Here is a 25,652-nt window from a genome sequence, read left to right as displayed (position 1 = left end):
TTTTGAGAGACATGGCGGCGAAAAATACCTGTGCGCTGCAGGGGTTTTTGTTTTGGCTGTAAAATTGGTGTGTGGAACGACTTGTAACCTGCTGAGAGTTTACGCCTGCACTTTGCATAGCGTTAATTGCCCCTCTTTCGCCCATTTTTTGTTCTCCTGAACTCGCACAAGTTCGCCACTTAGCATGATCAAACTCATTAGCAGCGCTGTGAACGCTTATAAATATTGCTTTAGTACATTATCATCAACCTATTTCCTGTATTTATCTTTGAAGGGGAGTGTAATGTATGGATGTTGATCAAGGTAGAATAACTAGGATTCATGATTTTGACATAAAAGCTGACGTGCTAAAAAGTCGACTAAAGAATCTAAGCCACAAGTATCCCTCAGGAGTTATTATTCCCGTTATCGGAAGCGACTTAACCAACCCCACGTTCAAAGAGATAGTTGAAGGCTTAAACGGCTGTGACTACCTCAAAAAAGTCTTCATCGCGCTTTCGGCTTCCCCCCAAGAATACCGTTTAGCACATCAGATTCTGTCACGTTTTGATTTGCCCTACGAACTGCTCTGGTGCAACAACCCCGACGTCGCAACCGTCCTAGAAGAACTCAAAAGCAAAGGCTTAGACGTTACGGCGTCTCGTGGCAAAGGCAAAGACGTTTGGATGGCAATTGGCATAGCTTCGCTGGATTTGCACGCCATAGCCATACATGATGCCGACATTGTTTCTTACACGGAACTGATACCCACCAAGCTGCTGTACTCAGTTGTTGAACCCCAACTGGATTTCTCATTTTGCAAAGGCTACTACGCCCGCGTAAACCTAGAACGCCGACGAATGTACGGACGCATCTACCGTTTATTCATCAACCCCCTTCTGGAGGCTCTGCAAAAGAAAACAGGACATAAATCCACGTTCATCCGATACCTGCAATCATTCAGGTACCCGTTGGCGGGGGAAGTTGCCATATACAGCGATTTAGCTTTGAACCTGCGCATTCCAGGCGACTGGGGCTTTGAAATCGGCATGCTCGCCGAACTATACCGAAACGTCTCTGCCAAACGCATCTGCGAAGTGGACATGGGCTTTTTCGACCACAAACACAAAGCTATGAACCAAGACGAACTGCTAAAAACCGCGGGCAACAGCTTAATCACCATCTTCCGCACCTTAACTGAAACCGACGGCATTAACGTGTCTTTGCCGTTTCTGCTTAGCTTGCAGGTTATTTACCGCCGTTTCGCCCAAGACCGAGTGCGCCAGTACGCCGCCGATGCCCTGTGCAACGACTTAATCTTTGACAGGCACAGTGAAGAAAGCAGCGTAGAAGCATTGTCGCGGGTTATAATGGAAGGCGGACAGCAGTACCTCAACAAACCCACCTCTGCGCAGCTGCCCGACTGGCTACGTACGCTATCAGTTATGCCTGATGCCCGAGAACGCCTAAGGAGCGCAGCCGTTGAAACCTAGCCAACCCCAAAAAGCAGTAGTCTTCACCGACCTTGACGGCACCTTGCTAACCCACGAATACAGCTACAGCGAAGTAAACGCCACCATCAACCACCTCCTCTCTCTTGACACGTCAGTAGTTTTTGCCAGCAGCAAAACCCGCAAAGAAATCGAATTCTACACTTGCGAAATGAACGTACACGACCCGTTTATTTCAGAAAACGGCGCCGCAATTTTTGTGCCCCACGGCTACTTCAAATCAGAATATAGCTTTGCCAAAAAAACCCCCACCCACGATGTAATTGAGCTTGGCGTCCCGTATGCTGAACTGCGCAGTAAGCTTGAGAAAGCACAGCAGCAAACAAGCAGCAAGGTGATTGGGTTTGGCGATTTGAGCGTGAAAGAAGTCGCAGAGGATACTGGTTTGCCTTTGGGGCTTGCGGAGCTAGCTAAAGCACGCGAGTACGATGAACCCTTCCGCGTAGTAGAAGGTGACGAAAAAAAACTATTTGCCGCCTTGGAAGCTCAAGGGTTGCGTGTAACCAAGGGCGATAGGTACTCTCATTTAACTGGGCGACACAGCAAAGGAACCGCTGTAGAGCTGCTCAAACGGCTGTACTTCCAAGAATTTGGTCAAGTCAAAACCTTTGGTGTAGGTAACGGACCCAACGATTTCGAGATGCTCGAGGTCGTAGATGTTCCCGTGTTCGTAGCTCAAACCGACGACATTGAAGCTATCTGGAAAAAAATCCTCGCCGATATCATGAACCTCAACTTCTAAACTTTCCCTGTTTTGTCTGTTTAGGCGGCGGTGTTAGGTGTTTTGCGGTTTTGTTTGATAAGGCTTAATAGATTCTTTTGGCGTGTTTTCTATTTATAACGTGATGCTTCATGGTTGATGTTTGGTTGCCTTATGGAAAAACTGATGTGTGCGTTAGGGTTCCTGCCCGCAACTTTTTGGGCTCCATTGAACCTAACGAACGCGAGGGTTGCCCTGACGCAAAAGCCGAAGTTGAACGCGCCCTCAACGAACCCATAGGCACCAAACGGTTAAGCGAAATCGCCCAGCCCGACAGCAAAGTTGCTATAGTCGTGGATGATGCTACCCGAAAAGCCCCCAGCGAAGTCATGCTGTTGCCCGTGCTTGCGGAACTCAACAAAGCAGGCGTAAAAGACGAAGCGGTAACCGTGATTTTTGGCTGCGGCACCCACCGCCCCGTAACCCCAGAGGAAGCCTTCAAACTTTTAGGCGAAGAAGCCGTCAACAGAGTCACGGTAATTAGCCATAACTGCCGCGCAGACGATTTGGTGCATTTAGGAACCACAAGCAGCGGAAACAAAGTCATGGTGAACCGCGTTTTTGCCGAAGCAGACGTTAGGGTACTGCTAGGCGATGTGGGTTTTCATTACTATGCGGGTTATGGGGGAGGGCGAAAAAGCGTTTTGCCTGCTGTTGCCGGGGAAGAAACAATCAAGCATAACCATGCGATGATGCTCAAGGCTTCTGCGCGAACAGGCGTCTTGGAGGGAAACCCCGTGCATGAAGACATGACCGAAGCCGCCAAGATGGCAAAAGTTGATTTCATTGTGAACGTGGTTGCCAACAGCAAGGACGAGGTAGTGGCGGCGTTTGCGGGGGATTTGGAGGCGGCGTTCATGGAGGGCGTCAAGCTGGTTGATGAAATGTTTCGTGTATCTGTTGACCGCCGAGCTGAGATTGTGGTTGTTAGCTGCGGAGGCGCCCCCTCGGACATGAATCTGTATCAGGCGTACAAGGCTGTGGATGGCGCGTTGGAAGTTGTGAAACGCGGCGGCATTATCGTGTTGGTTGCTGAATGCGCGGAAGGTCATGGGAACCAAAACTTTTACGACTGGATGAGTCGTTTCTCAGACGTAAAACAAGCCGAACGCGAAATCAAACGCAACTTCGTCTTGGGCGGACACAAAGCGTATTACCTGCTAAAAGCCCTGCAAAACCACCAAATCATCCTGGTTTCCTCTTTGCCTGATTACTATGCATCTAACATATTCAAAATGAAAACCGCTCGCGCCGTGAACGAAGCCCTAAACGAAGCCTTCAACATCGTAGGCAGAGCCGCACGCGTCTGGACCATACCCCACGGAAACTGCGTCTTACCCACCGTTAAAGCCGCCGACAACTAATGTGTGGAACGCTAAAACATAATGTTTAAGTTCAATATGGAAAACTGGTAGGATACAATGAAGATGCAACAAGTGTTCAAGTTGCGAAAGTTCAAGCCTGATGATTTACAGGCAGTTATGCGGATTAACCGTTTTTGTTTACCCGAAAACTACACTGACATGTTCTTTATGGACTTGCATAAGCGTTTTCCTGAAACCTTTATCGTGGCAGAAGAAAAAGGCGTCATCGCAGGTTATATCATGTGCCGCATCGAAGTTGGCTTGGGCAACTTTGGCTTAAGCGGGTTAATCCGCAAAGGACACGTAGTCTCCATAGCAGTTTTGCCCCCTGCCCGACGCCAAGGCGTAGCCTCCGCCCTGATCAAAAAAGCCATGGAAGGCATGGCACACTACAAAGCCAAACAAATCTACCTTGAAGTCCGCGTCACAAACGACATCGGCATCAACCTCTACAAAAAAGCAGGCCTAGACATAACCAAAACCATAAACGGCTACTACTCCGACGGCGAAAACGCCTACGTAATGAGCAAGAAACTCTAAACATCCACTGTTTTGTCTTCGCAGTTTTTGCCTGCAGTTTACAGAAGTAGACCTACCCCCTCCCCCTATGGTTTCTGCATAGAATTAAAATTTGGAGCCTAATAGGCTGCTATTAGGTTGGTGTGGGGTTTGGTTTGTGGTTTTGTGTTGTGTTGTTTGTGCGTCTGTTTTTCGGATGTTTGTTGAGTGTTTTTTGGTTATTGTGGATTTGTGTGCGTGTTTATTTGGTTTGGGTGAAGAAATGTTTATATTATCTTTGTGCTATTGGACACTTGTTTCGGGTGTATGTTGTGGTTCGAGCTGTGCTTTCTCCTGCAGACCCCACAGAAGACATGGATGCTGTGGACTGCAAAATTCTCAGAACGCTTCAGGAAAACGCCAAACTGAGCTTCAATAAACTAGCCCGCAAAGTGGATATTTCAGTTGGAACCGCCTATAACCGCGTAAAACATTTGGAAGCCCAAGGTCTAATAAAAGGTTACAGCGCAAGAATTGACTCATCAAAACTGGGTTTTTCCCTGACAGCTATAATCTTCGTAAAAGCCCAAAGCGGCTACTTAGCTCCTGTAGCAAAGAAAATATCTCAGGACAAGAATGTAATTAGTGTATATGAAGTAACAGGAGATTTTGACGCCGTGGTCATAGCCAAGTTTACCGACCGAGAAACCCTAAGCAAATACATGAAGCACCTAGCAGCTATGCCCAACATCAAACGCGCAACCATGAACGTCGCGTTAAACACCGTCAAAGAGGACTTTAGAATCCTGCTGCCCCCTAACTTCAAACCATAAAAATGTGAAGTAACATGCCCAAAAACCCCACACGAATAACCGTCGCATTTGACCAGCCAACTACAACTTTGCTGGAGAAAATCAGTGAAGAAACCGACATGTCAAACAGTGAGATAATGCGCCGCGCCCTAAGATTCTACTATGACAACAACGCATTAACTGATCCTGCAGTGCGCAAGAAAGTCTACGCGTATATGGACTTGCTTCTTGACGGTGAGCACTTAATTCTTGACAACGACCACTGGCTCTTGTTTTTGCGGCTCATCGAAAACTGTCCTGACCAAGAAAAATTCTGGAACGAACACCGCGAAGTTGCCCGCGCCCATCACGAACAGCTAAAAAGTAAGGTACGCTCTCCAGAGGAAATTCTAACGCGCCTTGAAGTCTGCAACTTTTACCGTTTAACCAAAAACTCCGACAAGGAATTCACGTTGATTTTCGGGTCAGAAACACCCAAAAAGTTCGTGCGCATCTTCCTTGAAGAATTCTTCTCTGCCATGAATTTCCGTGTGGAAATCAAAGAAAACCTAACTAAACTCAACATTACTGTTAAGTCGTAGCAAGAAAAAACATGAAGAAAAAGTTGGCTGCGTTGTTACTCTTCCATCATGATCAGCGTCAAGGTTGACCTGACTTTTGGAAGAGTCCTGACGTTTAACGTAACCATTTCTTTTAGTTGCTCCATGGTGTCCGCGTGCACTTTTGCTATGATGTCGTATACTCCGTAAGAGAAGTAGGATTCTTCCACAAAGTTAAGGCTCCTTAGTTCTGTTAGAACTTCATCTTCGGCGCCTGATTCAACATTTATCAGCACAAACGCTCTAGGCATACTAATCTCCTTTTTCTAACTACCCAATACAACACTTTCCAATTAAAGCGTTATGCAAATCCCCGCCAGCAGCCTTAAGACTCGGTATTTACCCGTTTCAACTTGGTTTCGCTGTGCTTCATTAGGCGGAAATAGTGTATTTTTAGGGTGTCAGTTATCAAAAACGCCAGCAACGCGTAGCCCCAGACAAACCCAGCTAGTTCCCAGCCAATTGGCGCCATGAATACGCCGTAGACTGCAATTAGTGTGCCAAAGATTTGGGTGGTTTCGGTGATGCCAAAGAGTATGCCTGCGGGGAAGGGGCGTTCCCAGAAGTGGTGGGTGCCTGTGCGTGCGAGGTAGATGGTTAGGTGTCCTGCGACGGTTAACTTGAGGAATATGAGCGTTTGAATTGTCGCCATGTCCAAGTGGAACACGTTTAGCCCTATCAAGAGCATCCCAAAACTTGTGAACACGCCTGTGATGCCCAGCAGCGAAGCCACAAGCAAGACATCATGCAGGTTCCACCTTACAGGGTTACCCTGGATTTTTACTTTATCATAGGCAATCATCATGATAGGCAAATCGTTAAGCAACGCCAATATGACAATCATCACTGCCGTTATAGGATAGAAGTTGAAGGCTACAATTGAAAGCGTCAAGAACAACAAGACACGTACCGTTTCGGCTATGCGGTAGATTGAGTAGTTTTGCATGCGCTGGAAAACTTTGCGGCTCTCCTTTATCGTGTCAATAATAACCGACAAACCCGTATGCGTAATCACCACATCCGCCGCAGATTTCGCCGCATCCGTAGCGCCCGCAACCGCAATGCCCACATCCGCCTTCTTCAACGCAGGCGCATCGTTTACGCCGTCTCCTGTCATGCCTACTATGTGTCCGCGTTCTTGGAGTAGTTGTACGATGCGGTATTTGTGTTCGGGGAAGACCTGTGCAAACCCGTCCGCGTTCTCCACAAGCCCCTTTGCTTCACTGTCTGATTTGTCCACAAACGCGTCCGCAGGCAACACGTTCGTACCTAAATTAACCTCCTGACTAATCTGCCGCGCAATAGCTATGTGGTCGCCTGTCACCATCTTTACATGCATTCCAAGTTTTTGAGCAGTTTTTATGGTGTCCGCAGAGTCATCGCGGGGTGGGTCATAAATCGCAAGAAGCCCAACATAACGCCACTTGCCCTTTTCGTCTGCTACTGCGATGCCTAAAGCGCGTTGTCCTTTACTGGCAAATGAATTCACGGTTTCGTTTACTTTGTCTTGGATGGCGTCTTTGTTTGCTGCTAACGCGAGGATGGCTTGGGGGGCGCCTTTTGAAACCTTTACTGTTTTGCCTTGGGTTTTGAGGGTGGCTTGAGTTTTTTTGGAGACCGGGTCGAAGGGTTCGAACTCGACGGTTTCATATTTTTTTATTTGGTCGGCGGTGGCTTTGATTGCTCGGGCTCTGGTTATGACCGCATCGTCGATGGGGTCGTGGTTTTCAGCACGTGAAGCCAGTGCGCCATACAGCAGGGCATCTTCAACTGTGAAGTCGCCAAACGTTTTCGCATGTGCAACTGTGAGCTCGTTTTTGGTAATGGTTCCCGTCTTGTCCGAGCACAGCACGTCCACGCCTGCCATCTCCTCAATTGCCACCAACTTACTCACAATGGCTTCCTTCTTAGCTAACTCCACCGCGCCAATAGCCATGGTCACCGTCAAAACCGCCGGCAACGCCACGGGAATCGCCGCAACCGTTAGCACCAAGGCAAACTGCAAAATCTCCAGCAAATTTTCGCTGCGGAAAAGCGCTACCATGAAAACTATGGCGACCATTATGACGGCTAGGACGATTAGGTAGTTGCCGATTTTCATTACGGCTTTTTGGAAGTGGCTGCCTGTTTTGGTTTCGCCTACGAGTTTTGTGGTTTTGCCAAAGAAGCTGCTGATGCCTGTTGCTACGACGTATCCGTCCATTTCTCCTTGCCGTACAATTGAGCTCGCGTAGGCAAGGTCTGACGCATGTTTTTCAACTGGCAAGGACTCTCCTGTCAGGGCAGATTCATCCGCAAGTACATAGTTTCCCTTCATTAACTTGACGTCAGCAGGCACAACATCTCCCAAACGCACACGCACAATATCGCCTGGAACCAGCTGTCTTGACGGGATTTCTTGCCATTTGCCCTCACGCAAAACCCGCGCTTTAGGCGCTAAACGTTTTTTGAGCATCTCTATCGCGTTGTCAGCTTTGTGTTCTTGCCAAAAACCCACCACAGCATTCACAATTAACAACGTCAAAATTATCGCGAAATCTTCATAATGCGCAATCGCAATGGACAAACCCGCCGCGGCTTCTATCATCCACGGAATTGGTCCCCAAAAATAACCCAAAAACTTGCGGTACGGATTCACTTTTTTTTCAGGAATCTCGTTGTAGCCGTACTGTTCTATTTTGCTGTTGACTTCTTGATTGGATAAACCTGTTTTAGCGTAAACCTCAAACGGGGTCTCGCCCGAAGAATCATCAGATAACTTTTTGCTGCTCACAAACAAACCTTCTATTCAGAAACCAGCAACAAAATTATGTGTGGCTTTGCTTTTTAGTTTTTCCGCCAAAAACCTTTGTTTGTTTGCCTTTTAAAACCGTGCCGCTTGGTGGAGCCCTGTTTTTAACGTCAATGTTTTTGGGGGCAAACGTTGAATGCTTGATGTTTTTCTGTGGCTTAATGGTTTTTTGAGCCTGCACGAAACCGCCGATTGTGCATATAACCAAGCAAGGCTGCCTGCACGGGTTTGTTGACTTTTCTGGACGGGCGGCGTTTTGGATTTAGTTTTTTGTGCGAAACCTGTGTTGCTGTTGTGGCTGGGTTGCGTTTGAGGTGGCAAAGTTTATGCTGGAGCCTGATGTGGTGGGAGTTTTTGTCCATGCTTTGGGGGCTAAAGGTTTTTCATCCAAGAGCGCGCTGTTTATGTGTGAGTTGTTTATGCGGTTAGATGAAGCTAAGACTACAGCGAAGACTTTGACTGAGCTACGCCAGAGTCGAATGGAAACTGTACGCGCCATGGGTTCCATAAAAGAAACAGCCCAGAACATGAGGGCAACTAAGAAGTTGTGGCGTGAAAACCAAGAGTCTAAGCTCATCAAGGTCGGGTTAACCCTGATGGTTTTTCCTGAACCCACCCCCGTTAGTCAATGCATCGGAGTATGTTGCTTGGCGGCGGGAGGAACCCAAAAAGCCGTGCAAAGCCGATACGCCTTCATGGAGGATATTGGCAAGTCTTTGAAGGGTTCGCTTGGGGATATCCTTGCCGCTAAACAGGGTCTGCGGCTTTAGCTCCTTTGTTTGTTTTGTTTTCCTTTTTCTTGCCTGAATCAGTTTAATAGATAAACCTTATTAATGGTTTATGTTTGTTTAGTAAACGGTTGAACAGTTTGGATGACATAGACAAGAAAATAGTGGCGCAACTCCAGCAAGACGGACGCACAACCCTGCAGGACCTATCCAAGATCATCGGATACACCAGCATGGGCACCAAAAAACGCCTTGAAAAACTCATCAACAGCGGCGTCATCAAAGTCTCCGCCCTGATAAACCCCAACGCGCTGGGTCTTCACCCCGCCATAGTCATGCTGGAAATGGAAAGCGCCGAAGCCATGGAAAAACTGCTTGCCCGCTTCAAAGACTGCCCCCGAGTCATCCAAATCTTCAAAACCATAGGCGGCTACAACCTCATCGCCCTTGTCATCGCAGAAAACCAAGAAACCCTCGAAAGCATCTCCACCGAAAAATGCTCGCTCCGATGCAGCGAGGGAATTCGCCGCTCAGAATTCTACCCCATAAGCGATTTTTACTTCTCGCCGTTCCTGCAAATCCGCGGAAACTTGGCACACAAAGAACGAACCATAACACCCTGCAACGTAGAATGCAGCCCATGCAGACGATTTGAAATCAAAAAATGCGTCGGTTGCCCCACAACAAGCCAATACAAAGGCACCTTGTAGAGGAGAATCGTATGGCTGCTGCGAACTCTGCCTTGGTCGGTTTGGGTTTCAAGCTTAGAGAGGCAACTGCTGTGGAGTTGGTTAGTTTGGTGGATAATTCTGTGGATATGTTGTCTGCTTGTGATAAAGTGCAGGTTCAGACACTGCGGCAGTGGACTCAAGAGCGCCACGACGACTTATGGCTTAAAGCTCACATGCAAATGCCAACCGCCGAACACGGATTTTCCATGCTAATTCGCGTCTTTGACGGCACCGAAAAACACGCTATACTCTTTGACACAGGAACCACGCCTGAGGTCATTCTGGAAAACACGAAACGCATGGGCATAGACCTGCGGCAAGAAGTCGAAGCAATCGTGCTTTCTCACGGGCACTACGACCACTTCGGCGGACTTAGAGCTGTCGTCAAAGAAATCAACAAACCCGATTTGCCAATAATTGTCCACGAAAATATGCTGGGTGAACGCGGAACCACCCGCCCAAACGGAACTGTCCGCAAACACACCGCTTTTCCCACATACGAGCAACTCAGCCCAGCACGGCTCGTCCCAACCAAGCAGCCCTCCTCCTTGGCAAACGATTTAATCTGCATAACCGGCGAAATCCCCCGCAAAACCAGCTTCGAAAAAGGTTTTGGCTCTAACCGCGTCCAAAAGAACGGCTCTTGGGCAGTTGACTCGCTGATTATGGATGAACGCGCAGTAGTCATCAACGTCCACGGCAAGGGTTTAGTGGTTATTTCAGGTTGTGCGCATGCAGGTATAATAAACACCGCAAGCTACGCCCAGCAGCTAACAGGCAACCAAACCGTTTACGCGGTACTGGGTGGTTTTCATCTTGCAGGAAAAACCTACGAACCCCGCATCGACCCCACTATCAACGAACTAAAACGCATTAACCCTTCCCTAATTGTCCCCATGCACTGCACAGGCTGGAAAGCTATGTGCAAGATGGCTCAGACCTTCCCCGAGGCATTCGTATGGAACAGCACAGGAAACCTCTACACAATACAGTAACCCCCGCGGTTTCCAGAATTCACAGTCAAGTATGCATAACAAAACGAAAAATGAATTGGAGTTGACCACGTGAGTAAGAAAGGACCTTTGTATATTTTGCCTTGGCGGTGCACATTTGCTTGTGACATCGGCTGTGTGCATTGTCCATCCGCATCTAAACCCCCATTCCCAGACGAAATCGACACCCAAACTGCTTTGAAGATGGTTGAGCAAATCCGCGATTTTGGTGCAAGCTTTTTTGGCATCAGCGGCGGCGAACCCCTTCTGCGCAAGGACCTCTTCGAGATAATTGCGTACGCCAAGAAACTGGGCTTGAATTCCAGCATCATCACTGACGGACACCTGATGGATGACGCGGCATTTGAGAACATCGTGAAGTATGAGGTTCGCGTATCAGTGAGCATTGATGGCGCCAAAGAAGCTAATGACGCGATTAGGGGCGAAGGAACCTATGATAAGGCATTGTCGGCTATTGAGCGTTTGTCGAAGGTGAATTTGCTTAACTGCCTTGTGTACACCTTAGCTAACGCGGGCTCGAAAACAAATGCTACTGACGAGGATTTTACGCATGTTTTGGATTTAGCCAAAAAATACGGTGCCCGCTGGGTAATCTTCCACCAGTACATACCGTATAGCCGTAGCGAAAAAGACCTCAAAGCCTCGCCAACGCCCGAGCAGTACGAGTGGGCATGGAACAAACTCTATGACCTGCAAGCCGTCTATAAAGGCAAACCCGAAATCAACGTTTACTGCCCCTTCTTTGCACGCATAGCCAAACAACGTGGCATGCCCGACTTTGACAAATGGTACAACAACTTCTTTTTGGGCAGGTGCTTCTTTGGAAAATTCATGAGCATAGCAGAAAACGGCGATGCCATACCCTGCAGCTTCAACGATGTCTACCGCTTAGGCAACGTCAAAGACAAATCCATAGCGCAAATCTGGGACGACATGCAATCCTCAGACTTCTTTAACAAGGTCAAAGACAAACGCAACATCAAAGGCAAATGCGGAGTCTGCGAGTACCTTGACATCTGCGGAGCCTGCCGAACCGCCGCTTACTTCCTCACAGGAGACATCATGGGCTCCGACCCAAGCTGCGCATATATACCCAAAACTCTGCGCAAAAAATAGCTCCACGCCCCTCTTTCTTTTCCTTTTCTTGCTTTTCTTCTGCCTTTTTTTGCAAAGCGAATCTCACGTCAGGATTCGGGATTCGTAAGAATCTTATAATAGATTGCTTCATCCCTAGTTTTGTTAGAAGCCCGTAGCGTTTTGAACGCTAAATCTAAGGTTGATTTGGTATGATTAATGTCAAAAATGATGTGCTGTGTGATGGAGACGAAATAGAAACGGGCGAGGTTCATGTTTTAGCTCTTGTCTTTGACAAGTCTGCCGTTTTGCCTTTATTAAAAGAGTTGGAGAAAAAAGGAGGCATAACGGTTGATGTGGTTTATTCTGTTAATGATGCTCGCGGTTTTTTGGCAAGGTCAAAGGTTGATGCTTTACTGGTGCACTGGGTTTTTCCCAAAAAAGACGACGTGGCAATTTGTGAACAGTTAAGCGAGCAAGCTTTGGGTGTTCCTTTAATCGTGTTAGTGCCAAACAAGAAACTCCCTGAAGCACACGCGCAGGCACTGCATTTTGGATTAGACGTAGCAGAATACTTTGAAGTCACCGAAAAAACCAAAGCCTCTGCACAGCTTGTCTGCACCATCCTGAACTTGGTTAAAAAGAAACGCGCCTTTGAAGACCTAAAAGCCAAAGAAGAAAAATTCCAAGCCATAATCGAAGCCGCAAAAGACGGCATAGTACTAATTGACTCCAAAGGAAAAATCACTTTTTGGAACAAAGCCGCCCAGACAATCTTTGGTTACACCAAAAAAGAAGCCATGGGCAAGACTCTTGATTTTTTGATGCCGTCCACGCATATTGAGGTTTTCCGTCAGAGTCAGCAAAAAATGTTTGAAGGCTTAAACGCGAAGGGTGCAAAGGCGTTTCCCAGCAGGGTAGCTCAGCTTCCAGGCAAACGAAAAGACGGCGCCGTTATCCCCACCGAAATGTCCATGTCCGCGTTGACGATTAGCGACAAATGGCAGGGGTTAGCCATAATCCGCGACGCCACTGAAAGTCAAAAAGCCGAAAACGAGATTTCACGACAAAAAGAACGCTCCCGAGCCATACTCGACTCTTCCCCCGACGCCATCATATTCATCGACCTATCTGGAAAAATCATTGACTGCAACAACGCAGCAGTTAACCTGTTTCTTTACCCAAAAACAGAACTAATCGGCAAGAACGCCTTGGACTTATCACCTGAAACTGGCCGTGATGAAGCCACAAAATTTGTTGAACGCGTTTCCCAAATTGGTATAGTCCGTAACGAGGAGACTTTAGCCGTAAATAAGAAGGGTGAAACGTTTAGTTTGGAGTATTCTGGGGGTCTTTTTAAAGACAAGTTTAATCGTCCAGCTGGGTTGGTTCTTATCGGCAGGGATATAACTGAACGTAAAAACGCCGAGTTGGAAATGGCCAAGGCTAAGGAACGGTTTAGGGTTTACGTGGAGAACTCGCCTGTTGCTGTTTTCGTGGCTAATCCTGAAGGTAAATACGAGTACGCAAACGAAGCGGCTTCCAAGCTGCTGGGGTATTCCTGTGACGAACTGCTGACTATGAGCATTCCCCAGCTACTTTTCGAAGAAGACCTGCAAACCGCGCTCAAAAGCTTTGCAGAAGTCAAAAAAACGGGGCGCTCCCTAAGCGAGGTAGCACTGAAAACAAAAACTGGACGCCACGTATACGTCATCTTAAACTCTGTACAGCTGCCCGACGGCAACTTGTTGGCTTTCTGTGAAAACGTTACCCAACGCAAAAAAGCGGAACAGGAACTTTTGTTCCAAACTGAACGGGTACGGGCAACTTTTGCGGCTTCTCCCGATGCAATCTTGAACATTGATTTGGCTGGACGTATAGTTGATTGCAATGATGCGGTGCTGGAGCTTTTCTGTTATGAGTCTAAGGAGCAAATTATCGGCAGGTTATGTCTTGATTTAGTGGCTGAGTCTGAACGTGAGCGGACATTAACTGACCTCAAAGCAGTTATTGAAACAAACAAGATAATTCGCAACAAAGAATTCAAGGGGCTAAAAGGCAACGGCGAAGAATTCACAATTGAAGTCTCCTCTAGCACATTCAAAGGCAGCACAGGCAAAATCGCTGGAGTAATCGCAACAGCGCGCGACATAACCGACCGCAAAAAAGCCGAAACCCAAATCCGCCTTCTATCCAGCGTCGCCCAGCAAACAATCGAAGGCATCGCAGTTTCCGACAACAACGGCAAAATCCTCTTCGTTAACTCCGCATGGCTCAAAATGCACGGCTACACCGAAGAAGACACCTCAGACCTGATCGGGCATTGGATAGCCGCGTTTTACTACAACCCTCAACTTGAATCCCTAGCGCTAAACACCTCTCCCGAAAACGTATTCCGCGGAAGAATCACACAAGTACGAAAAGACGGCACCACCTTCCCCGCTTTAGCCACATTAAGCCCCCTAAAAAACGAGAACGGCGACGCAATCGGAGTTATTCACATGGCTAAAAACCTCACTGAAATCGTGCGGGACATACGCGATGTTGGCGTTACAAAACCTGATAGGTCATCTGTGGCGATAACATGACAAGTCAGCTTTTACCCTCAGGAATCAGCCTTCTGGATGAAGGCTTGAAAGGTGGTTTTCCTAAACCCGCAAACTTTCTAGTCATCGGAGAGCCTTTATCTTCTAAACGCGAACTGGGCATGCTGTTGCTTAACGGCGGGCTTGAACAAAACGAAGCGGCTATTTATGTTTCCACTTCAAATACGGCTGAGGAGGTTCGTTCTCACTGGGAACGCTACGGGTTGGACCCTGCGTGGGAGAAAGAGGGCAGAGTAAAATTCGTGGATTGCTACTCAAAAATGCTTGGCGCTAATGTTCCAGATACGCCCTCTATACGGCGTGTTCCTAGCATACTGGATTACTCGAAGCTTTCTGTGGTGATTAACGAGTGGTGCGCGGGATATTTTGTCCAAAACATCGGCGTGCGGATGCTGCTTGACTCGTTATCTTCGTTTCTCATCTACAGTAGCCTCCAAACAGTCATGCGGTTTCTTCACATTTTTTTGGGTCAACTTAGAAGACAAAATGTGCTGGGGCTTTTCCTGCTTGAAGAAGGCGCCCACGAAGCGGTTACCTTCAACCAGCTCAAAACTTTCTCGAACGGGGCAATCAAAATCGACTCTGCACGCATGCAGCTTGAAGGCTACCCCGCAAGCTCCGACATCCCCTTGCCCAACAAACTGTTCGCCCCCGAACAAAAGATGCCCCAAGCAACAATCCCAGTTCAAAATAAATCCGGTGAAAAAACATGAGTTTAGACAGAATACCAACAGGCATAGTAGGTTTGGATGAGTTAATAGGCGGTGGATTCCAGCAAGGAAAAACCTACCTCATCTCAGGAGAGGCAGGAACAGGAAAAACCATCTTTTGCTTGCAGTACGTGCTTGAAGGCCTAAAACGAGGCGAAAACACCGTTTACCTGACCATCGACGAGCGCCCTGCACACTTGGTTCAAGACGCCGCAACTTTTGGGTGGAACCTTGACGACCCCATCAGCGACAAACGCCTAAACCTCATCGACATAACCCCCGAGTTCTCCGAGCTACGGCTTGGCAGATTCAAAGGAAATGTAGAAAACGGTCAAATCATCGAAGAAATCCGCTCCAGCATCAAAAAAGTCCACGCCAAACGAGTAGTCATTGACCCCATTGCCCCCATGTTTGCCAGCTCCGAAAACCAGTTCCAGCTACGAGAATACATCCGCCAACTAATGTTCTCCCTAGACGAGCTAGGAACCACAAACTTGGTTTCATCAATCATCGACACTGGCTCGAACATGATTAGCAAGTTCGGAGTTGAAGAATTCTTTGCGTCAGGAGTTATCGTGCTTTGGCTTGAACGTGACGAGATGGCTTACAACAGGGTGATGATGGTTCGCAAAATGCGTGGTACCCCAATTGACCTGCGGGTTCGCAAATTCAACATTGACTCCAGTTTAGGTATTAGCTTGTATGGTTGAGAGTTATGCAGTACGTAAGACGCCAAAACCTGCTTGTGTGGTTTGCTATAATCTTTGCGTTCTATCTGATTTTGACAAAGATAGATTTGATTGTGCATTACGACCTCTATCAGTACGGTTTGCAGTTTGATTTGGCTTGGGCAGAACCTTACTGGATGTCCCTAACCGCTAGTTTTTGGGCACTAGCAGCCCTGTCCGTGGCGTCGTACTGGCTAGAAAGCCGCGACAAAAACATCTACCTGTGCATACTCGTCGTCATCACCATCATGCTGCCCTACTACTTTGGTTTCGAAGACATCCTGTGGTTTTTGTGGCACGGACAGTTCCCCGCAGAAAGCGTCGAATGGAACTGGTACTGGCTAAACAACTACTTCCACCCCTGGACAACCTCCAAACACATACTCTACAGCATGACAGGCCTAATCCTGCTTGGCATCTGCTGGGGCATATTCCTGATGAAAAAATGGATTTCCTTTAGCTTTAGCTACCTGCGCAAATACAAACCAAAAAGAAAACGAGGCATCTTCAATGTTTGACCCCTCCCTTAGTAGCGGAAAAATCCCAACGGGCGTACCCATCGTAGACAACCTGTTAGACGGGGGCATGTCCAAGGGGTCTTCTGTTTTACTTAGGGCGCATCCGCTTGCTGACCCGTTCACCTTGGCAGTGCAGTTTTTGCATAACCGCTTAAACGACGGCGGTGTGGGGTTGTATTTTGTGAACAACAAGTCACCTGCTTCGGTTGTGGAGGAATCGGTAGCTGCTTCTTTGCCATTGGATGGTTTTAAGCGGGATGGCAAACTGTTTTTTGTGGATGCTTATTCGGCTTTGTTTGGGCTTAAAAGCAGCGAGTCTTACGGGGTTGCTAACGCCTATGACCCATCTTCAGTATCCAAAGTAGTCTCGCAGGCGCTTTCAGAGTGCTCAAGCAAAGGAAAAGTCTTCATGGTCTACGACTCACTAAACACATCCCTTGACGAATCAGGCGAAACCATCCTAAACGAAATCCAAACCTGGAAAAAAATCGCCATAGCCTACGACGCAATCCTATGCTTCATACACACCGAATGGAACTACCCACCCCAAATATCCGACGCCATAAAAAACCTGTTCCCAAACATCGTTGATCTCATAACCCTTGAACGCATAATCGCCACCCAAGTCGTAACCGTAACCAAAAACCAAGGCAACCCCGTCGCCACAAAAATGATACCCATAACCAAAACCATAACAGGCGGAGTCAAAGGCTACATCCCCAAAATCTTAGTCACCGGACCTTTTCATGCGGGAAAAACTACAATTGTACATACTTTGTCTACGCGGGCAGTTAGTGTGCAGCGGATGGGAACAACTGTTGCTTTGGATTTTGGACATGTTGACCATCGTGGGTTCACGTTGGATTTGTTTGGTACGGTGGGGCAGCCCCGTTTTGACCCAGTGTTGGAGCGGATGGGCGGTGAAGCTTTGGGCGCCGTACTGGTTGTTGACAGCACCAAACCCGAAGAGTTCACTAGGGCAAAAGAGATGATGAAAAAAGCAGGCGTTTACGGTTTACCCTACGTGATAGCCGCAAACAAGCAAGACCTGCCAGATGCTTTGTCTACTGATGAAATCCGAAAGAAAATGAACGTTTCACCTGAAACCGCCATTGTCGGAACCGTTGGCAGCGACAAAGAAACCGTTCTAAAAGCCTTGGATATACTACTTGACAAAATATTGCTACAATGGAGTTAAACCTAAATGTCTACAAAAAGCTTGATTGATTCAATCTTGCGGGAACTAAAAACCGTAGGTGGCGTAGAGTCCTCTGCGGTTGTTACACGAGACGGCTTACTCGTAGCCTCCGACACATCACCAGATGTAGACGCTGAAACCTTCGCCGCCATGAGCGCCAGCATGGTAGGCTCCGCAGAAACCGCCGTAACCGAAGTAAAAGGCGGAACCGCTAACCGCGTAATTGTGGAAAGCGAAAACTCTAAACTAATCGCTTTAGGCGCAGGACCAAAAGTTTTGCTTGTTGTTATGACCACACGCGACGCCGCTTTAGGACTTATTCTGCTAAAACTAAATGAAGCCGCAAGAAAACTCGGCAGCCTAGTAACCTAACCCCATTTAGGCTTGGCTGTTTTTCTTTTCGTAGTGACAACAGGTTTTTAATCAGTGGCAAAAACGTGGTTTTAGGTTGCTGCGGTTTGGGCTGTGTCGGCAGCGACTATGCAGCGTACTTCAAGTTCTCGCCCAAATGCTTCGTAAAATGCCTGTTTGTTTTGGAGGATGCTCCATTTCTCCAAACTGCAGTCTGTTTCCGCGTAAAACGAAAGCAGCACATGATCTTTTCCTTTCTTGCTAAACTCAACCTTCTTCACTATGCCACAGTGGCTTCGGTCAAGCTTTTCTGCAAACCTTACAAACGCAGAAAGCAACACAACTACACTCTTTGTCTTATCATCTAACCCCGTTATCTTCAAACCTTTCTTTGAAGGCAATTTCTTGCGGTGGAAACGTGCGATGTTTGCCAGAACCGTTTTTTCTTTTCTGTCAAACCCGTAAAGGTCTGCGTGGCTGATGATGTAATGCGAATGTAGGTGGTGGTCGTTGAACGAGAGAAAATCGCCTATGTCGTGGAGCATGGTGGCGTGTTTGAGTAAATCGCGTTCATAGTCTCCAAGGTGGTGGAGTCCGATTTGTTTGGCGCTGTCAAAGAGCTGTAGTGCGAGGTCGGCTACGGTTTGGGAGTGTTTCTCGTCGAAGTTGCATGACCTGCCCAAAGTTAGGACGCTTCGTTTTCGTATGGGCGATTTTTGCAGCTGCTGGAAGCCTTCAAACATGGACAAGTAATCAACCAGCAACCCATCAAGCAAACCCCGATTGTTTATGACGATTTCTTCAATACCCAACTCATCCATAACCGCATCCACAATCGCCGCACCCGCCACGATAATATCTGCGCGCTCCGTGTTAATGCCTGGAAGGTTCTTTCTCTCCTCAAGCGATTTTGAACAAAGAATAGGCGTCAACTTTCGCAGATGCTTTCGCGTCAAAGACGGCGCTTTGCCGTTATCGTTTTTCTTAAACAGTTTGCCCGCGATTTCTGCAAGGTTAATTATGGTGCCTGAGGTTCCAAAGGCTCGTCGTACGCCGTATTCTTGAACTTTGGCTTTTACTTCCTGCAGTTCGTCTGCGCTTCTTTTTTTGATTTGCTTGTACGCTTTTTCTGAAACTGGTCCTGTCCAGCCTTCCCCAATGAACTGGGTTGTAAGCCGTATAGCCCCAAACTTGAAGCTTGATAAATGGAAGATTCTGCGTTGGTCCCCGATGGATATTTCGGTGCTGCCTCCGCCTAAATCTACGAATAAGGCTTTCTGGTCGCCTATATCCACTGAGCTTGAGACTCCAAGGTAAATCAGCCGTGCTTCGTCTAAACCTGTGATTACATGAACCGTAAACCCGACATCATCCACTAGCTTTTGCAAGAACTCGTCCCTGTTTTTTGCTTCCCTTGTCGCCGAGGTTCCCACTGCTATGATTTTTTTGGCTCCATACGTGCCTGCGAGTTCAGCGAATTTTTTGCAGACAAAAACTGTGCGTTCAATTGCTTGAGGCTGCAGTGCGTTATCTTCAAATTCGTTCTCGCCAAGCCTGACAACCTCTTTTTCTCGGCTAATAACCGTGTACGACAAGTTCGGGTTTACCCTAACCACTAACAGGCGTACTGAATTTGTGCCTATATCTACGAAGGCAACAACTTCGCCTTTCGTCTTCAAGGCTGTTTCCATACCAGCACCACTTTCCTTTTTAGTGCCCTCTCCAACAAGTCCTTCTTCCTAATAAATGCCTGCTGCTCCAACACGGGCTCCTCCAAAGCAGCCACCTCCACAACAACCCGCCTATCCTCACCCCTTACGCGCACGTTCTGCACCACGCTGTCATGACTGTAATCCAAGCTGTCGCCGATCCGCAAAATGCCTGATAGCACCCGTATCTTTGAAATTGTCTTGGAGTTGAGCGTTAACAGGTTATAATGCGTCTTTTTGGGTAGGGTTTTTCTGTGATAACGTGCTATGCTGGCTATTATTCGTCTTTGCGTGGACAGCAAAAGCAGGCGCGGGTCGTTTAGGATTAGCTGCATAGAGTTTTTGTTGTGGGCTTTTGCGGATTTTGCCATGCCGATGTCGTGTAGTATGGCGGCGCATTCAAGCCAGCACCTCTCCGTCGTGCCTAACTCATGCAAGCTTTGAAGGTCATCAAAAATTTGTAGCGAAAGCTTCCTAACCTGCTTTGGATGCTCAACCTCAGCCCAGTACCCACACGCAACCTCCTCACAATTCGCCACGACCTCTCTACAAGACTTCTCCAACGCCTCGCTTCGAAGGCGGTCTTCCTTGGCAATCTCGTCAATTGAAACGCCCTTCAAGAGCATCTGCGAAAAACTTTCAGGCAAAGCGTTTCTTCGTAGGGCATCCGCCGCGGCAACGACATCATAGCTGACCCGTAGCAGCTCCACGGAGAAAGGTTTGAACGTGACTACGGCGTAGGCGGCTTGGGGGTTTGCATCGTCAGGTCGCCCAACGCTTCCGGGGTTTAGGAAAAATTTGCCTTCCGCTTTACGAAGGTACTGCTGATGGGAATGTCCCGTGATTATGAGGTCGGCAGCGGTTTTTTGTGCAATCTCTTCTATGCGTGTCTGTGGCGTGTCTGGGCGCAGGTGCTCTTCAATTGATTGGGGACTTCCATGCGTCAAAAGCAGCCGCTTCTCCCCCGCCTCAAACTTAACCTCACGCGGCAACGACAACAAAAACGCCCTACACGAACCATCAACCTGCTCTTTCGCAAAATCAACCGCAACCCCCTTGATCCCTTTCTTCGTATTTTTGTCCCTGCTTAGCACTTCAAGGTCAAAATTCCCAACCACACTAACCACCTGTTTTGCGCAAAGCAGTTGGGCTACCTCATTTGGGAACGCCCCATACCCTACGCTGTCACCTGCATTTAGGAAAATGTTGGCGCCGCGCTTTTCGGCATCCTCCATGACTGCCTGTAGCGCATGCAGGTTTCCATGAACATCTGCTATGACCGCAACTTTGGCTTCTGGATTTTGCTTTAGCTCCTTTATTTTGTCGTCTGCGCTGGGAAAGCCTTCACCTGTTTTCTTTTGTAGCTGTTCGAAAAAGCCATTTTGTTTGCTGGTTTCCCACAGTTCAACAAAGCGGGTGTAGTATTTTTTGCGTTGGGTTTTCACGTAATCCAGAAATGCTGTGAGTTGGGGGGTTTTGTTGTCGTGTCTGAACTCAGGTTTGTTTGTGAGGTCATCGAGGAATTTGGGGATGCGTTCTGTCCAGACGTCGCAGTCATGCATTTCGCCTAATGCATCTTGGAAATCTTTTATGGTTTCAATGTCGTCTTTGAGTTTATTTGGGTACAGTGGCGCGAAGGTTTCCATGGTGTACCGTAGCCATTTGGCTTGGATTCTCATTTCATGCTGTTTGCGGCTTTGGTTTTCTTGGTGAACGTACTCTTCCATCTCTACAAAATCATTTATGCGACTAGTAATTGTCCAGTGCGCTTTCTCTTTAACCTGCTGGGGCTCAAACTGTGATTCGCCAAGGTATTCTTTTGCGGCGTCGTAGAAACGGTGCATCTCCTCTAACCCGCATGAAGTCTGCAGAGCTTGAAGTCCCTTAACTACATCTGGCTGTATCCGCTCTCTTTGCGTTCTGATGCCGCTAAGCAAAAGTTCCAAGCTTAACTCTTCTGCTGCGGCTTGGCTTGTTTTCTTGTACTGCTTGACGAACTCGGTTTGCACGTCAAGATCTCTAGCTTCCCCCAAAAGCCCCGTTACCTGCTTTACTTGCCTTAGCCACTTCTTGAATTTCTTTTCGGGAAAACAGGTCTGGAAAAGAGGCATGGTGGCGCGGATTCTTCGGGAGGCAACGCGCATTTTGTGGACGTATTCGATATCGCTGCTTTGCATGACGCCGCCGATTTGGTCTTCTAATGCTTCTAAAAGCTTTGAAAGACGGTCAACACCAAAGGCGCAGTAGCTCTCGTCTTCTGTGTAGCCCAAAAGTTTAGGCTTGCTGCTCATGCCAAATGCCTCGATTTTCTATAAGCCACCCCTGCGAATTAATCAACGCATCACCCCTCTTCTGCTCCACCCGCTGATACGTGCCGTCGGGCATCAGTCGTCGGGCTTTGATGTTGTCTTTTAAGTGAATCTTTAGCATGTTGTCCAAGATTGCTTGGCGTACTTTGGGGTCAGGCACCGACAGGAGCACTTCTACGCGTTCGTTAAGATTCCTAAACATCAAATCCGAGCTTCCGATTAGAACTTCGTCTTCTTTGCCGTTGCGGAAATAGTAGATTCGTGCGTGCTCCAGAAAACGCCCCACAATTGAAACCACCGAGATGTTTTCGCTAACTCCTGGTATGCCTGGACGCAGACAGCATAAGCCTCGGACGTTGAGGTCGATTTTTATGCCTGCCATGGATGCGCGGTAAAGAGCTTGGATGACTTCGGTTTCTTCAAGGTTGTTGAGTTTAAACGCGAGGTAGCCTTTGCCTGTTTTTTGGTGGAACTCGATTTCCCTGTTGATGCGTCGAAGAATCTCGGGTTTTAACGATTTGGGAGCCACAAGCAGGTGCTTGAACTCTTTTTCCTGCTTCCCCTTAACCAGCAACTTAAACAGTTCCTCTAACTCTTTGCCGATTTCAGGGTTCGCCGTCAAATAACCAATGTCGCCATAGATTTTCGCCGTCACTGAATTATAGTTCCCCGAACCGATGTGTGAAAACCGCGTGGTTTCCTTACTGGTTTTCCTAACAATTAGGCAGAGTTTTGCGTGGACTTTGAAGTTGGGGAAATTGTAAACTACTTTTACGCCTGACTCACGCAGCAACGACGCCAAGACTATATTGTTTTCTTCGTCAAACTTGGCTTTTAACTCGATAACTGCCGTTACTCTTTTCCCCTGTTTTGCAGCGGCGATTAATGTTTCAACCACGGGTGATTTGGGGTCCATGCGGTACATGGTTATGCATATCTCTTTCACGTAGCGGTCAGTAGCGGCTTCACGCAGTAGCTCAACGATAACCTCAAAGCCGTCATACGGGTGATACAGCACGATGTCGCGTTTGGCTATGGTTCCAAGCAGGTCATCGTCTGAGGTTAGTATGGGTGAGATGTTTGGCAGGAACGTTTTGTCTTTTAAGTCGGTTCGTGTTAGCTTTGTGAGTTGCCAGAAATCCACTAATCCTAAGGGACCATCGAACTCGTAGGTTAGGTAATCGGGCAACTTGAAGGCTTGGGCAATTTCTATCCTAATAGACTGCGGCATGTTCTTGTCAAACTCTAACCTACTTGGGAACCCCGACTTACGATTCGTAAGGCTCCTCTTAACCCGAACCAGAAAATCCGCAGACTCATCCATAATTATGTCAATCTCGCCGTTTCGCGTCAACCTAAACGGATACGCCGCCACCGCTTTCTTCTTTGGAAACAGCAAATCCAAATTATTCGCTATCAAATCCTCCAAGAAGACAAAAAAGAATTCTGTGCCCTCGTTTGGCTTGTCCGTGTCAAGACTGTAGCCGTAGCTTGGTATGCGTATTAGCCTGTCAAACTTTTCTGTGGGAACAGCCACGACATAATATGTTTGCTTTTTGGGCGAATCGATTTGAACTGCCAAATTCAGGTGCAGGTTCTCTGTTTTGCTGGGATCCAACCCTTGTTTTTTGGGTATATCCATGGCTGGCAAGATTGTGTTTTTTAGGTAATCTCGTAGTGCCTGCTTTTTTTCTTCTGTTAACTCTTTGAATTTTTTGATGTAGATTGCTTCGCTTGCCAAAGCGGGCATGAGTTCTTGGCTCCAGCACTGGGCATGGTTTTCAAGCAGCGGCAGTATCTCAGCACGTGTAGCCTGGATTTGCTCCATAGCCGTCATACCGTCCTTAGACGTTTTTGCCGTGCCCTTACGCGTCTTCTTAAGCAAACGAGCAATACGGGTCATGAAAAACTCGTCCAGGTTGCTCCCGCAAATAGCTATGAACTTCACCCTCTCCAAGAGGGGATGCCACGGGTCGCGTGCTTCTTCTAGGACGCGTGAGTTAAATCGTATCCAGCTTAACTCGCGGTTTATGAAGTACTCTGGATTATCAAGCGACTTATCCTTGTTGAGGATTTTTTTACTGCCAGAAGTAACGTTTTCTGTTTTCGACAAACGATTTCCCTCTTTTAAACATCAGACTTTGCGTGTAGAAATTGCCCCGCAGAGTTTTGCCCAATATGTAATCTATAATTCACTCTATATAATTTTGTGCAATTGCTAAATCTGGTTGTGCTCAGCGGGCTCGCTTCCTTTGCAAAATAGCCTGTACGGTTTTGGGTTTGCCGCGTCGGGGGATTTCGTGTTTAGAACGCGCGGGGTGTGTGTTCATTTTCTGTTCCTTCAACGGCTATATGGGGAAGTAGCCAATCATTAAGTGCTGTGAATATAGAATCTATAGTTGTGAGTGGTCTATTTAGTAAAAGTTAAATCCTGCATCAAACACTAAACACGTATGAATTCTCAAACGCTTAAAGAACACGGGTTCACTGAACTCTCTCCCCTAAAAGAACTCTGCGTAATGAACCTACCCAGCAAAACAAACAACGTTTTTGTATTAATTGACAAGTCACTCTCAGGACAAACACAATCTGACATCCTCTATATAGGACGCACCAAAAAACCCGCCAAAAAAGTCTTCGGCGGCTACATTAGCGGCAGCCTAAACGGCAAAGAAATCTCAAAAATCCACGCCGCCCTGTTCAGCGACGGCTACATCGAAACCGCATGCATAAGCTGGCTGCCAAGCGACAACCCAAAAACAACCCAAAAAGAACTCCTATCCAACTACAAAAAAGAACACGGCACATACCCCATCTGGAACAACCCAAACAAAAAAGCACCCCAAAAAACCGCCAAAACCACAAAACCAAAAACGCCCCACAAAACCAAAGCACCCGCAAAACCTAAACCAGCCGAAAAACCCAAAGCCGAGTCACAGCCCGCTACACCCAAGACCGCTCCAGCTCGTCGACCCCGCAAAACCACGGCGAGCAGTGCAGCTTCACGAACAGCCAAAACGCAATCTGGCACTCAGTAACTCTTCTTTTGCTTGTCTGCGTAGTAATCGATTACCTGCACCGTAGACCAGGGTAGGCAATCTTGGGTTTTGAAACCCAGTTTCTCTGCGTATCTGTGTATGACCTGCGGGTTTTCTGCCTCGATTTCCATGAACTCGGGTATGTAACTGTATTTTCCCGTGTATTTGTCGATGTCAAAGCGGGCATCCTTGAGCTTGTAGCTGACACGGTGCTTTTGCATACTCTCAACCAAAACCAGCCCCAACGCCTCCAAAATCCTCTGCACAGCCGCCAAATCCGAAACCACCACCGCATGCTCCTGCGCAACCTTCGCCTCACCCGTAGCCGACACCACCTTATACGTCAACACCACCTCGCGACCCTCGCGACGAACACGCAAAACATTCCCCGCCTTGATAATTGAGCTATCAGCAAAATCATAAAAAAAAGCCTCCATAACATCATCAAAAACCCTGCTCGCCCCCAACGCAATAAGCTGCGCCTCCACTTTGCCGCGGTCAATACCCAAAATCTTCGCTTCAACTTCCTGCATACACAAACAAACCCTTTAGCACCTAAAAAAACTAGCCGCTTAGGCGCCTTTTAGCTGTTGCGACCTATTTGGTTTGTGTGTCTTCAATAACT

General features: G+C 47.7%; 23 protein-coding genes. 17 read left to right on the top strand and 6 right to left on the bottom strand.

Going from position 1 to position 25,652, the window contains the following annotated elements:
- Nucleotides 1-287: 287 nt before the first annotated feature.
- The 6 genes from NWF04_04235 (at nucleotide 288) to NWF04_04210 (ending at nucleotide 5,505) form a co-directional block, all read left to right on the top strand.
- A complete protein-coding gene (locus NWF04_04235) occupies nucleotides 288-1,472 on the top strand; it encodes a glucosyl-3-phosphoglycerate synthase (GenBank protein ID MCW4005790.1) in 1,185 nt (394 codons plus the stop codon).
- A complete protein-coding gene (locus NWF04_04230) occupies nucleotides 1,462-2,232 on the top strand; it encodes an HAD-IIB family hydrolase (GenBank protein ID MCW4005789.1) in 771 nt (256 codons plus the stop codon). Before NWF04_04235 ends, NWF04_04230 begins: the two co-directional genes overlap by 11 nt.
- Before the next feature lie 110 nt (nucleotides 2,233-2,342).
- Nucleotides 2,343-3,614: a nickel-dependent lactate racemase gene (gene larA, locus NWF04_04225; protein ID MCW4005788.1), complete on the top strand. Its 1,272-nt coding sequence runs from the start codon at nucleotides 2,343-2,345 to the stop codon at nucleotides 3,612-3,614.
- 57 nt (nucleotides 3,615-3,671) lie between these two features.
- Entirely contained in the window at nucleotides 3,672-4,154 is a 483-nt protein-coding gene (locus NWF04_04220) for a GNAT family N-acetyltransferase (GenBank protein ID MCW4005787.1), read from the top strand.
- Nucleotides 4,155-4,444: 290 nt separating this feature from the next.
- A complete protein-coding gene (locus tag NWF04_04215; protein ID MCW4005786.1) occupies nucleotides 4,445-4,945 on the top strand; it encodes an Lrp/AsnC family transcriptional regulator in 501 nt (166 codons plus the stop codon).
- Nucleotides 4,946-4,959: 14 nt separating this feature from the next.
- The gene (locus NWF04_04210) at nucleotides 4,960-5,505 is read left to right on the top strand and encodes a ribbon-helix-helix protein, CopG family (protein ID MCW4005785.1); all 546 of its coding nucleotides are present in this window, start codon (nucleotides 4,960-4,962) and stop codon (nucleotides 5,503-5,505) included.
- Nucleotides 5,506-5,540: 35 nt separating this feature from the next.
- On the opposite strand, the gene NWF04_04205 is transcribed toward NWF04_04210, so the two are convergent.
- Both NWF04_04205 and NWF04_04200 read right to left on the bottom strand, forming a co-directional pair.
- Nucleotides 5,541-5,774: an Lrp/AsnC family transcriptional regulator gene (locus NWF04_04205; protein ID MCW4005784.1), complete on the bottom strand. Its 234-nt coding sequence runs from the start codon at nucleotides 5,772-5,774 to the stop codon at nucleotides 5,541-5,543.
- 74 nt (nucleotides 5,775-5,848) lie between these two features.
- Entirely contained in the window at nucleotides 5,849-8,296 is a 2,448-nt protein-coding gene (locus NWF04_04200; protein ID MCW4005783.1) for a plasma-membrane proton-efflux P-type ATPase, read from the bottom strand.
- 437 nt (nucleotides 8,297-8,733) lie between these two features.
- On the opposite strand from NWF04_04200, the gene NWF04_04195 reads away from it, so the two are divergent.
- The 10 genes from NWF04_04195 to NWF04_04150 all read left to right on the top strand — a co-directional run bounded on the left by NWF04_04195 (nucleotide 8,734) and on the right by NWF04_04150 (nucleotide 17,992).
- Entirely contained in the window at nucleotides 8,734-9,084 is a 351-nt protein-coding gene (locus NWF04_04195) for a hypothetical protein (GenBank protein ID MCW4005782.1), read from the top strand.
- Between the two features lie 98 nt (nucleotides 9,085-9,182).
- Nucleotides 9,183-9,752, top strand: coding sequence for an Lrp/AsnC family transcriptional regulator (locus tag NWF04_04190; protein MCW4005781.1), 570 nt, complete (start codon nucleotides 9,183-9,185; stop codon nucleotides 9,750-9,752).
- A gap of 11 nt (nucleotides 9,753-9,763) precedes the next feature.
- Nucleotides 9,764-10,768, top strand: a complete 1,005-nt coding sequence (locus NWF04_04185) for an MBL fold metallo-hydrolase (GenBank protein MCW4005780.1) — start codon at nucleotides 9,764-9,766, stop codon at nucleotides 10,766-10,768.
- Nucleotides 10,769-10,837: 69 nt separating this feature from the next.
- Nucleotides 10,838-11,902 (top strand): radical SAM protein, encoded by a 1,065-nt coding sequence (locus tag NWF04_04180; GenBank protein MCW4005779.1) that lies wholly within the window; start codon nucleotides 10,838-10,840, stop codon nucleotides 11,900-11,902.
- Nucleotides 11,903-12,072: 170 nt separating this feature from the next.
- Entirely contained in the window at nucleotides 12,073-14,448 is a 2,376-nt protein-coding gene (locus NWF04_04175; GenBank protein MCW4005778.1) for a PAS domain S-box protein, read from the top strand.
- Nucleotides 14,445-15,179: an RAD55 family ATPase gene (locus tag NWF04_04170; protein MCW4005777.1), complete on the top strand. Its 735-nt coding sequence runs from the start codon at nucleotides 14,445-14,447 to the stop codon at nucleotides 15,177-15,179. The genes NWF04_04175 and NWF04_04170 overlap by 4 nt, the downstream gene beginning before the upstream one ends.
- Nucleotides 15,176-15,886, top strand: coding sequence for an AAA family ATPase (locus NWF04_04165; protein MCW4005776.1), 711 nt, complete (start codon nucleotides 15,176-15,178; stop codon nucleotides 15,884-15,886). Before NWF04_04170 ends, NWF04_04165 begins: the two co-directional genes overlap by 4 nt.
- 5 nt (nucleotides 15,887-15,891) lie before the next feature.
- The gene (locus NWF04_04160; GenBank protein MCW4005775.1) at nucleotides 15,892-16,422 is read left to right on the top strand and encodes a hypothetical protein; all 531 of its coding nucleotides are present in this window, start codon (nucleotides 15,892-15,894) and stop codon (nucleotides 16,420-16,422) included.
- On the top strand, nucleotides 16,415-17,620 hold the full coding sequence (locus NWF04_04155; GenBank protein ID MCW4005774.1) for an ADP-ribosylation factor-like protein: 1,206 nt from the start codon (nucleotides 16,415-16,417) through the stop codon (nucleotides 17,618-17,620). Before NWF04_04160 ends, NWF04_04155 begins: the two co-directional genes overlap by 8 nt.
- A gap of 6 nt (nucleotides 17,621-17,626) precedes the next feature.
- Complete coding sequence (locus NWF04_04150) at nucleotides 17,627-17,992, top strand: roadblock/LC7 domain-containing protein (protein MCW4005773.1); 366 nt, start codon at nucleotides 17,627-17,629, stop codon at nucleotides 17,990-17,992.
- Between the two features lie 71 nt (nucleotides 17,993-18,063).
- Here the strand turns inward: NWF04_04150 and NWF04_04145 are convergent, their stop codons facing one another.
- From NWF04_04145 to ppk1, 3 genes are read right to left on the bottom strand one after another with little or no spacing between them, the layout of a single operon-like run.
- Entirely contained in the window at nucleotides 18,064-19,662 is a 1,599-nt protein-coding gene (locus NWF04_04145; GenBank protein MCW4005772.1) for a Ppx/GppA family phosphatase, read from the bottom strand.
- Nucleotides 19,647-21,971 carry a YfcE family phosphodiesterase gene (locus NWF04_04140; protein MCW4005771.1) on the bottom strand — a complete coding sequence of 775 codons (2,325 nt, stop codon included), beginning with the start codon at nucleotides 21,969-21,971 and terminating at the stop codon, nucleotides 19,647-19,649. The genes NWF04_04145 and NWF04_04140 overlap by 16 nt, the downstream gene beginning before the upstream one ends.
- A complete protein-coding gene (gene ppk1 / locus NWF04_04135; GenBank protein MCW4005770.1) occupies nucleotides 21,955-24,102 on the bottom strand; it encodes a polyphosphate kinase 1 in 2,148 nt (715 codons plus the stop codon). The genes NWF04_04140 and ppk1 overlap by 17 nt, the downstream gene beginning before the upstream one ends.
- A 340-nt stretch (nucleotides 24,103-24,442) precedes the next feature.
- On the opposite strand from ppk1, the gene NWF04_04130 reads away from it, so the two are divergent.
- Nucleotides 24,443-25,027 (top strand): hypothetical protein, encoded by a 585-nt coding sequence (locus NWF04_04130; GenBank protein MCW4005769.1) that lies wholly within the window; start codon nucleotides 24,443-24,445, stop codon nucleotides 25,025-25,027.
- Here NWF04_04130 and NWF04_04125 read toward each other — a convergent pair.
- Nucleotides 25,021-25,560 (bottom strand): class IV adenylate cyclase, encoded by a 540-nt coding sequence (locus tag NWF04_04125; GenBank protein ID MCW4005768.1) that lies wholly within the window; start codon nucleotides 25,558-25,560, stop codon nucleotides 25,021-25,023. The two genes, NWF04_04130 and NWF04_04125, sit on opposite strands and share 7 nt — an antisense overlap.
- Nucleotides 25,561-25,652 lie beyond the last annotated feature (92 nt).

This window comes from Candidatus Bathyarchaeota archaeon, from assembly GCA_026014465.1.
GTDB lineage: Archaea > Thermoproteota > Bathyarchaeia > Bathyarchaeales > Bathycorpusculaceae > JADGNF01.
Note: the sequence above shows the minus strand (reverse complement) of the source record. Positions and strands in the feature narration are given on the sequence as shown.

Coding starts and splice junctions, on each gene's coding strand:
- larA (MCW4005788.1), top strand. CDS start 2,343: ATGGTTGATGTTTGGTTGCCTTATGGAAAAACTGATGTGTGCGTTAGG.
- NWF04_04130 (MCW4005769.1), top strand. CDS start 24,443: ATGAATTCTCAAACGCTTAAAGAACACGGGTTCACTGAACTCTCTCCC.
- NWF04_04195 (MCW4005782.1), top strand. CDS start 8,734: ATGCGGTTAGATGAAGCTAAGACTACAGCGAAGACTTTGACTGAGCTA.
- NWF04_04185 (MCW4005780.1), top strand. CDS start 9,764: ATGGCTGCTGCGAACTCTGCCTTGGTCGGTTTGGGTTTCAAGCTTAGA.
- NWF04_04175 (MCW4005778.1), top strand. CDS start 12,073: ATGATTAATGTCAAAAATGATGTGCTGTGTGATGGAGACGAAATAGAA.
- NWF04_04235 (MCW4005790.1), top strand. CDS start 288: ATGGATGTTGATCAAGGTAGAATAACTAGGATTCATGATTTTGACATA.
- NWF04_04210 (MCW4005785.1), top strand. CDS start 4,960: ATGCCCAAAAACCCCACACGAATAACCGTCGCATTTGACCAGCCAACT.
- NWF04_04150 (MCW4005773.1), top strand. CDS start 17,627: ATGTCTACAAAAAGCTTGATTGATTCAATCTTGCGGGAACTAAAAACC.
- NWF04_04205 (MCW4005784.1), bottom strand. CDS start 5,774: ATGCCTAGAGCGTTTGTGCTGATAAATGTTGAATCAGGCGCCGAAGAT.
- NWF04_04155 (MCW4005774.1), top strand. CDS start 16,415: ATGTTTGACCCCTCCCTTAGTAGCGGAAAAATCCCAACGGGCGTACCC.
- NWF04_04140 (MCW4005771.1), bottom strand. CDS start 21,971: ATGAGCAGCAAGCCTAAACTTTTGGGCTACACAGAAGACGAGAGCTAC.
- NWF04_04160 (MCW4005775.1), top strand. CDS start 15,892: ATGCAGTACGTAAGACGCCAAAACCTGCTTGTGTGGTTTGCTATAATC.
- NWF04_04220 (MCW4005787.1), top strand. CDS start 3,672: ATGAAGATGCAACAAGTGTTCAAGTTGCGAAAGTTCAAGCCTGATGAT.
- NWF04_04170 (MCW4005777.1), top strand. CDS start 14,445: ATGACAAGTCAGCTTTTACCCTCAGGAATCAGCCTTCTGGATGAAGGC.
- NWF04_04165 (MCW4005776.1), top strand. CDS start 15,176: ATGAGTTTAGACAGAATACCAACAGGCATAGTAGGTTTGGATGAGTTA.
- NWF04_04145 (MCW4005772.1), bottom strand. CDS start 19,662: ATGGAAACAGCCTTGAAGACGAAAGGCGAAGTTGTTGCCTTCGTAGAT.
- NWF04_04125 (MCW4005768.1), bottom strand. CDS start 25,560: ATGCAGGAAGTTGAAGCGAAGATTTTGGGTATTGACCGCGGCAAAGTG.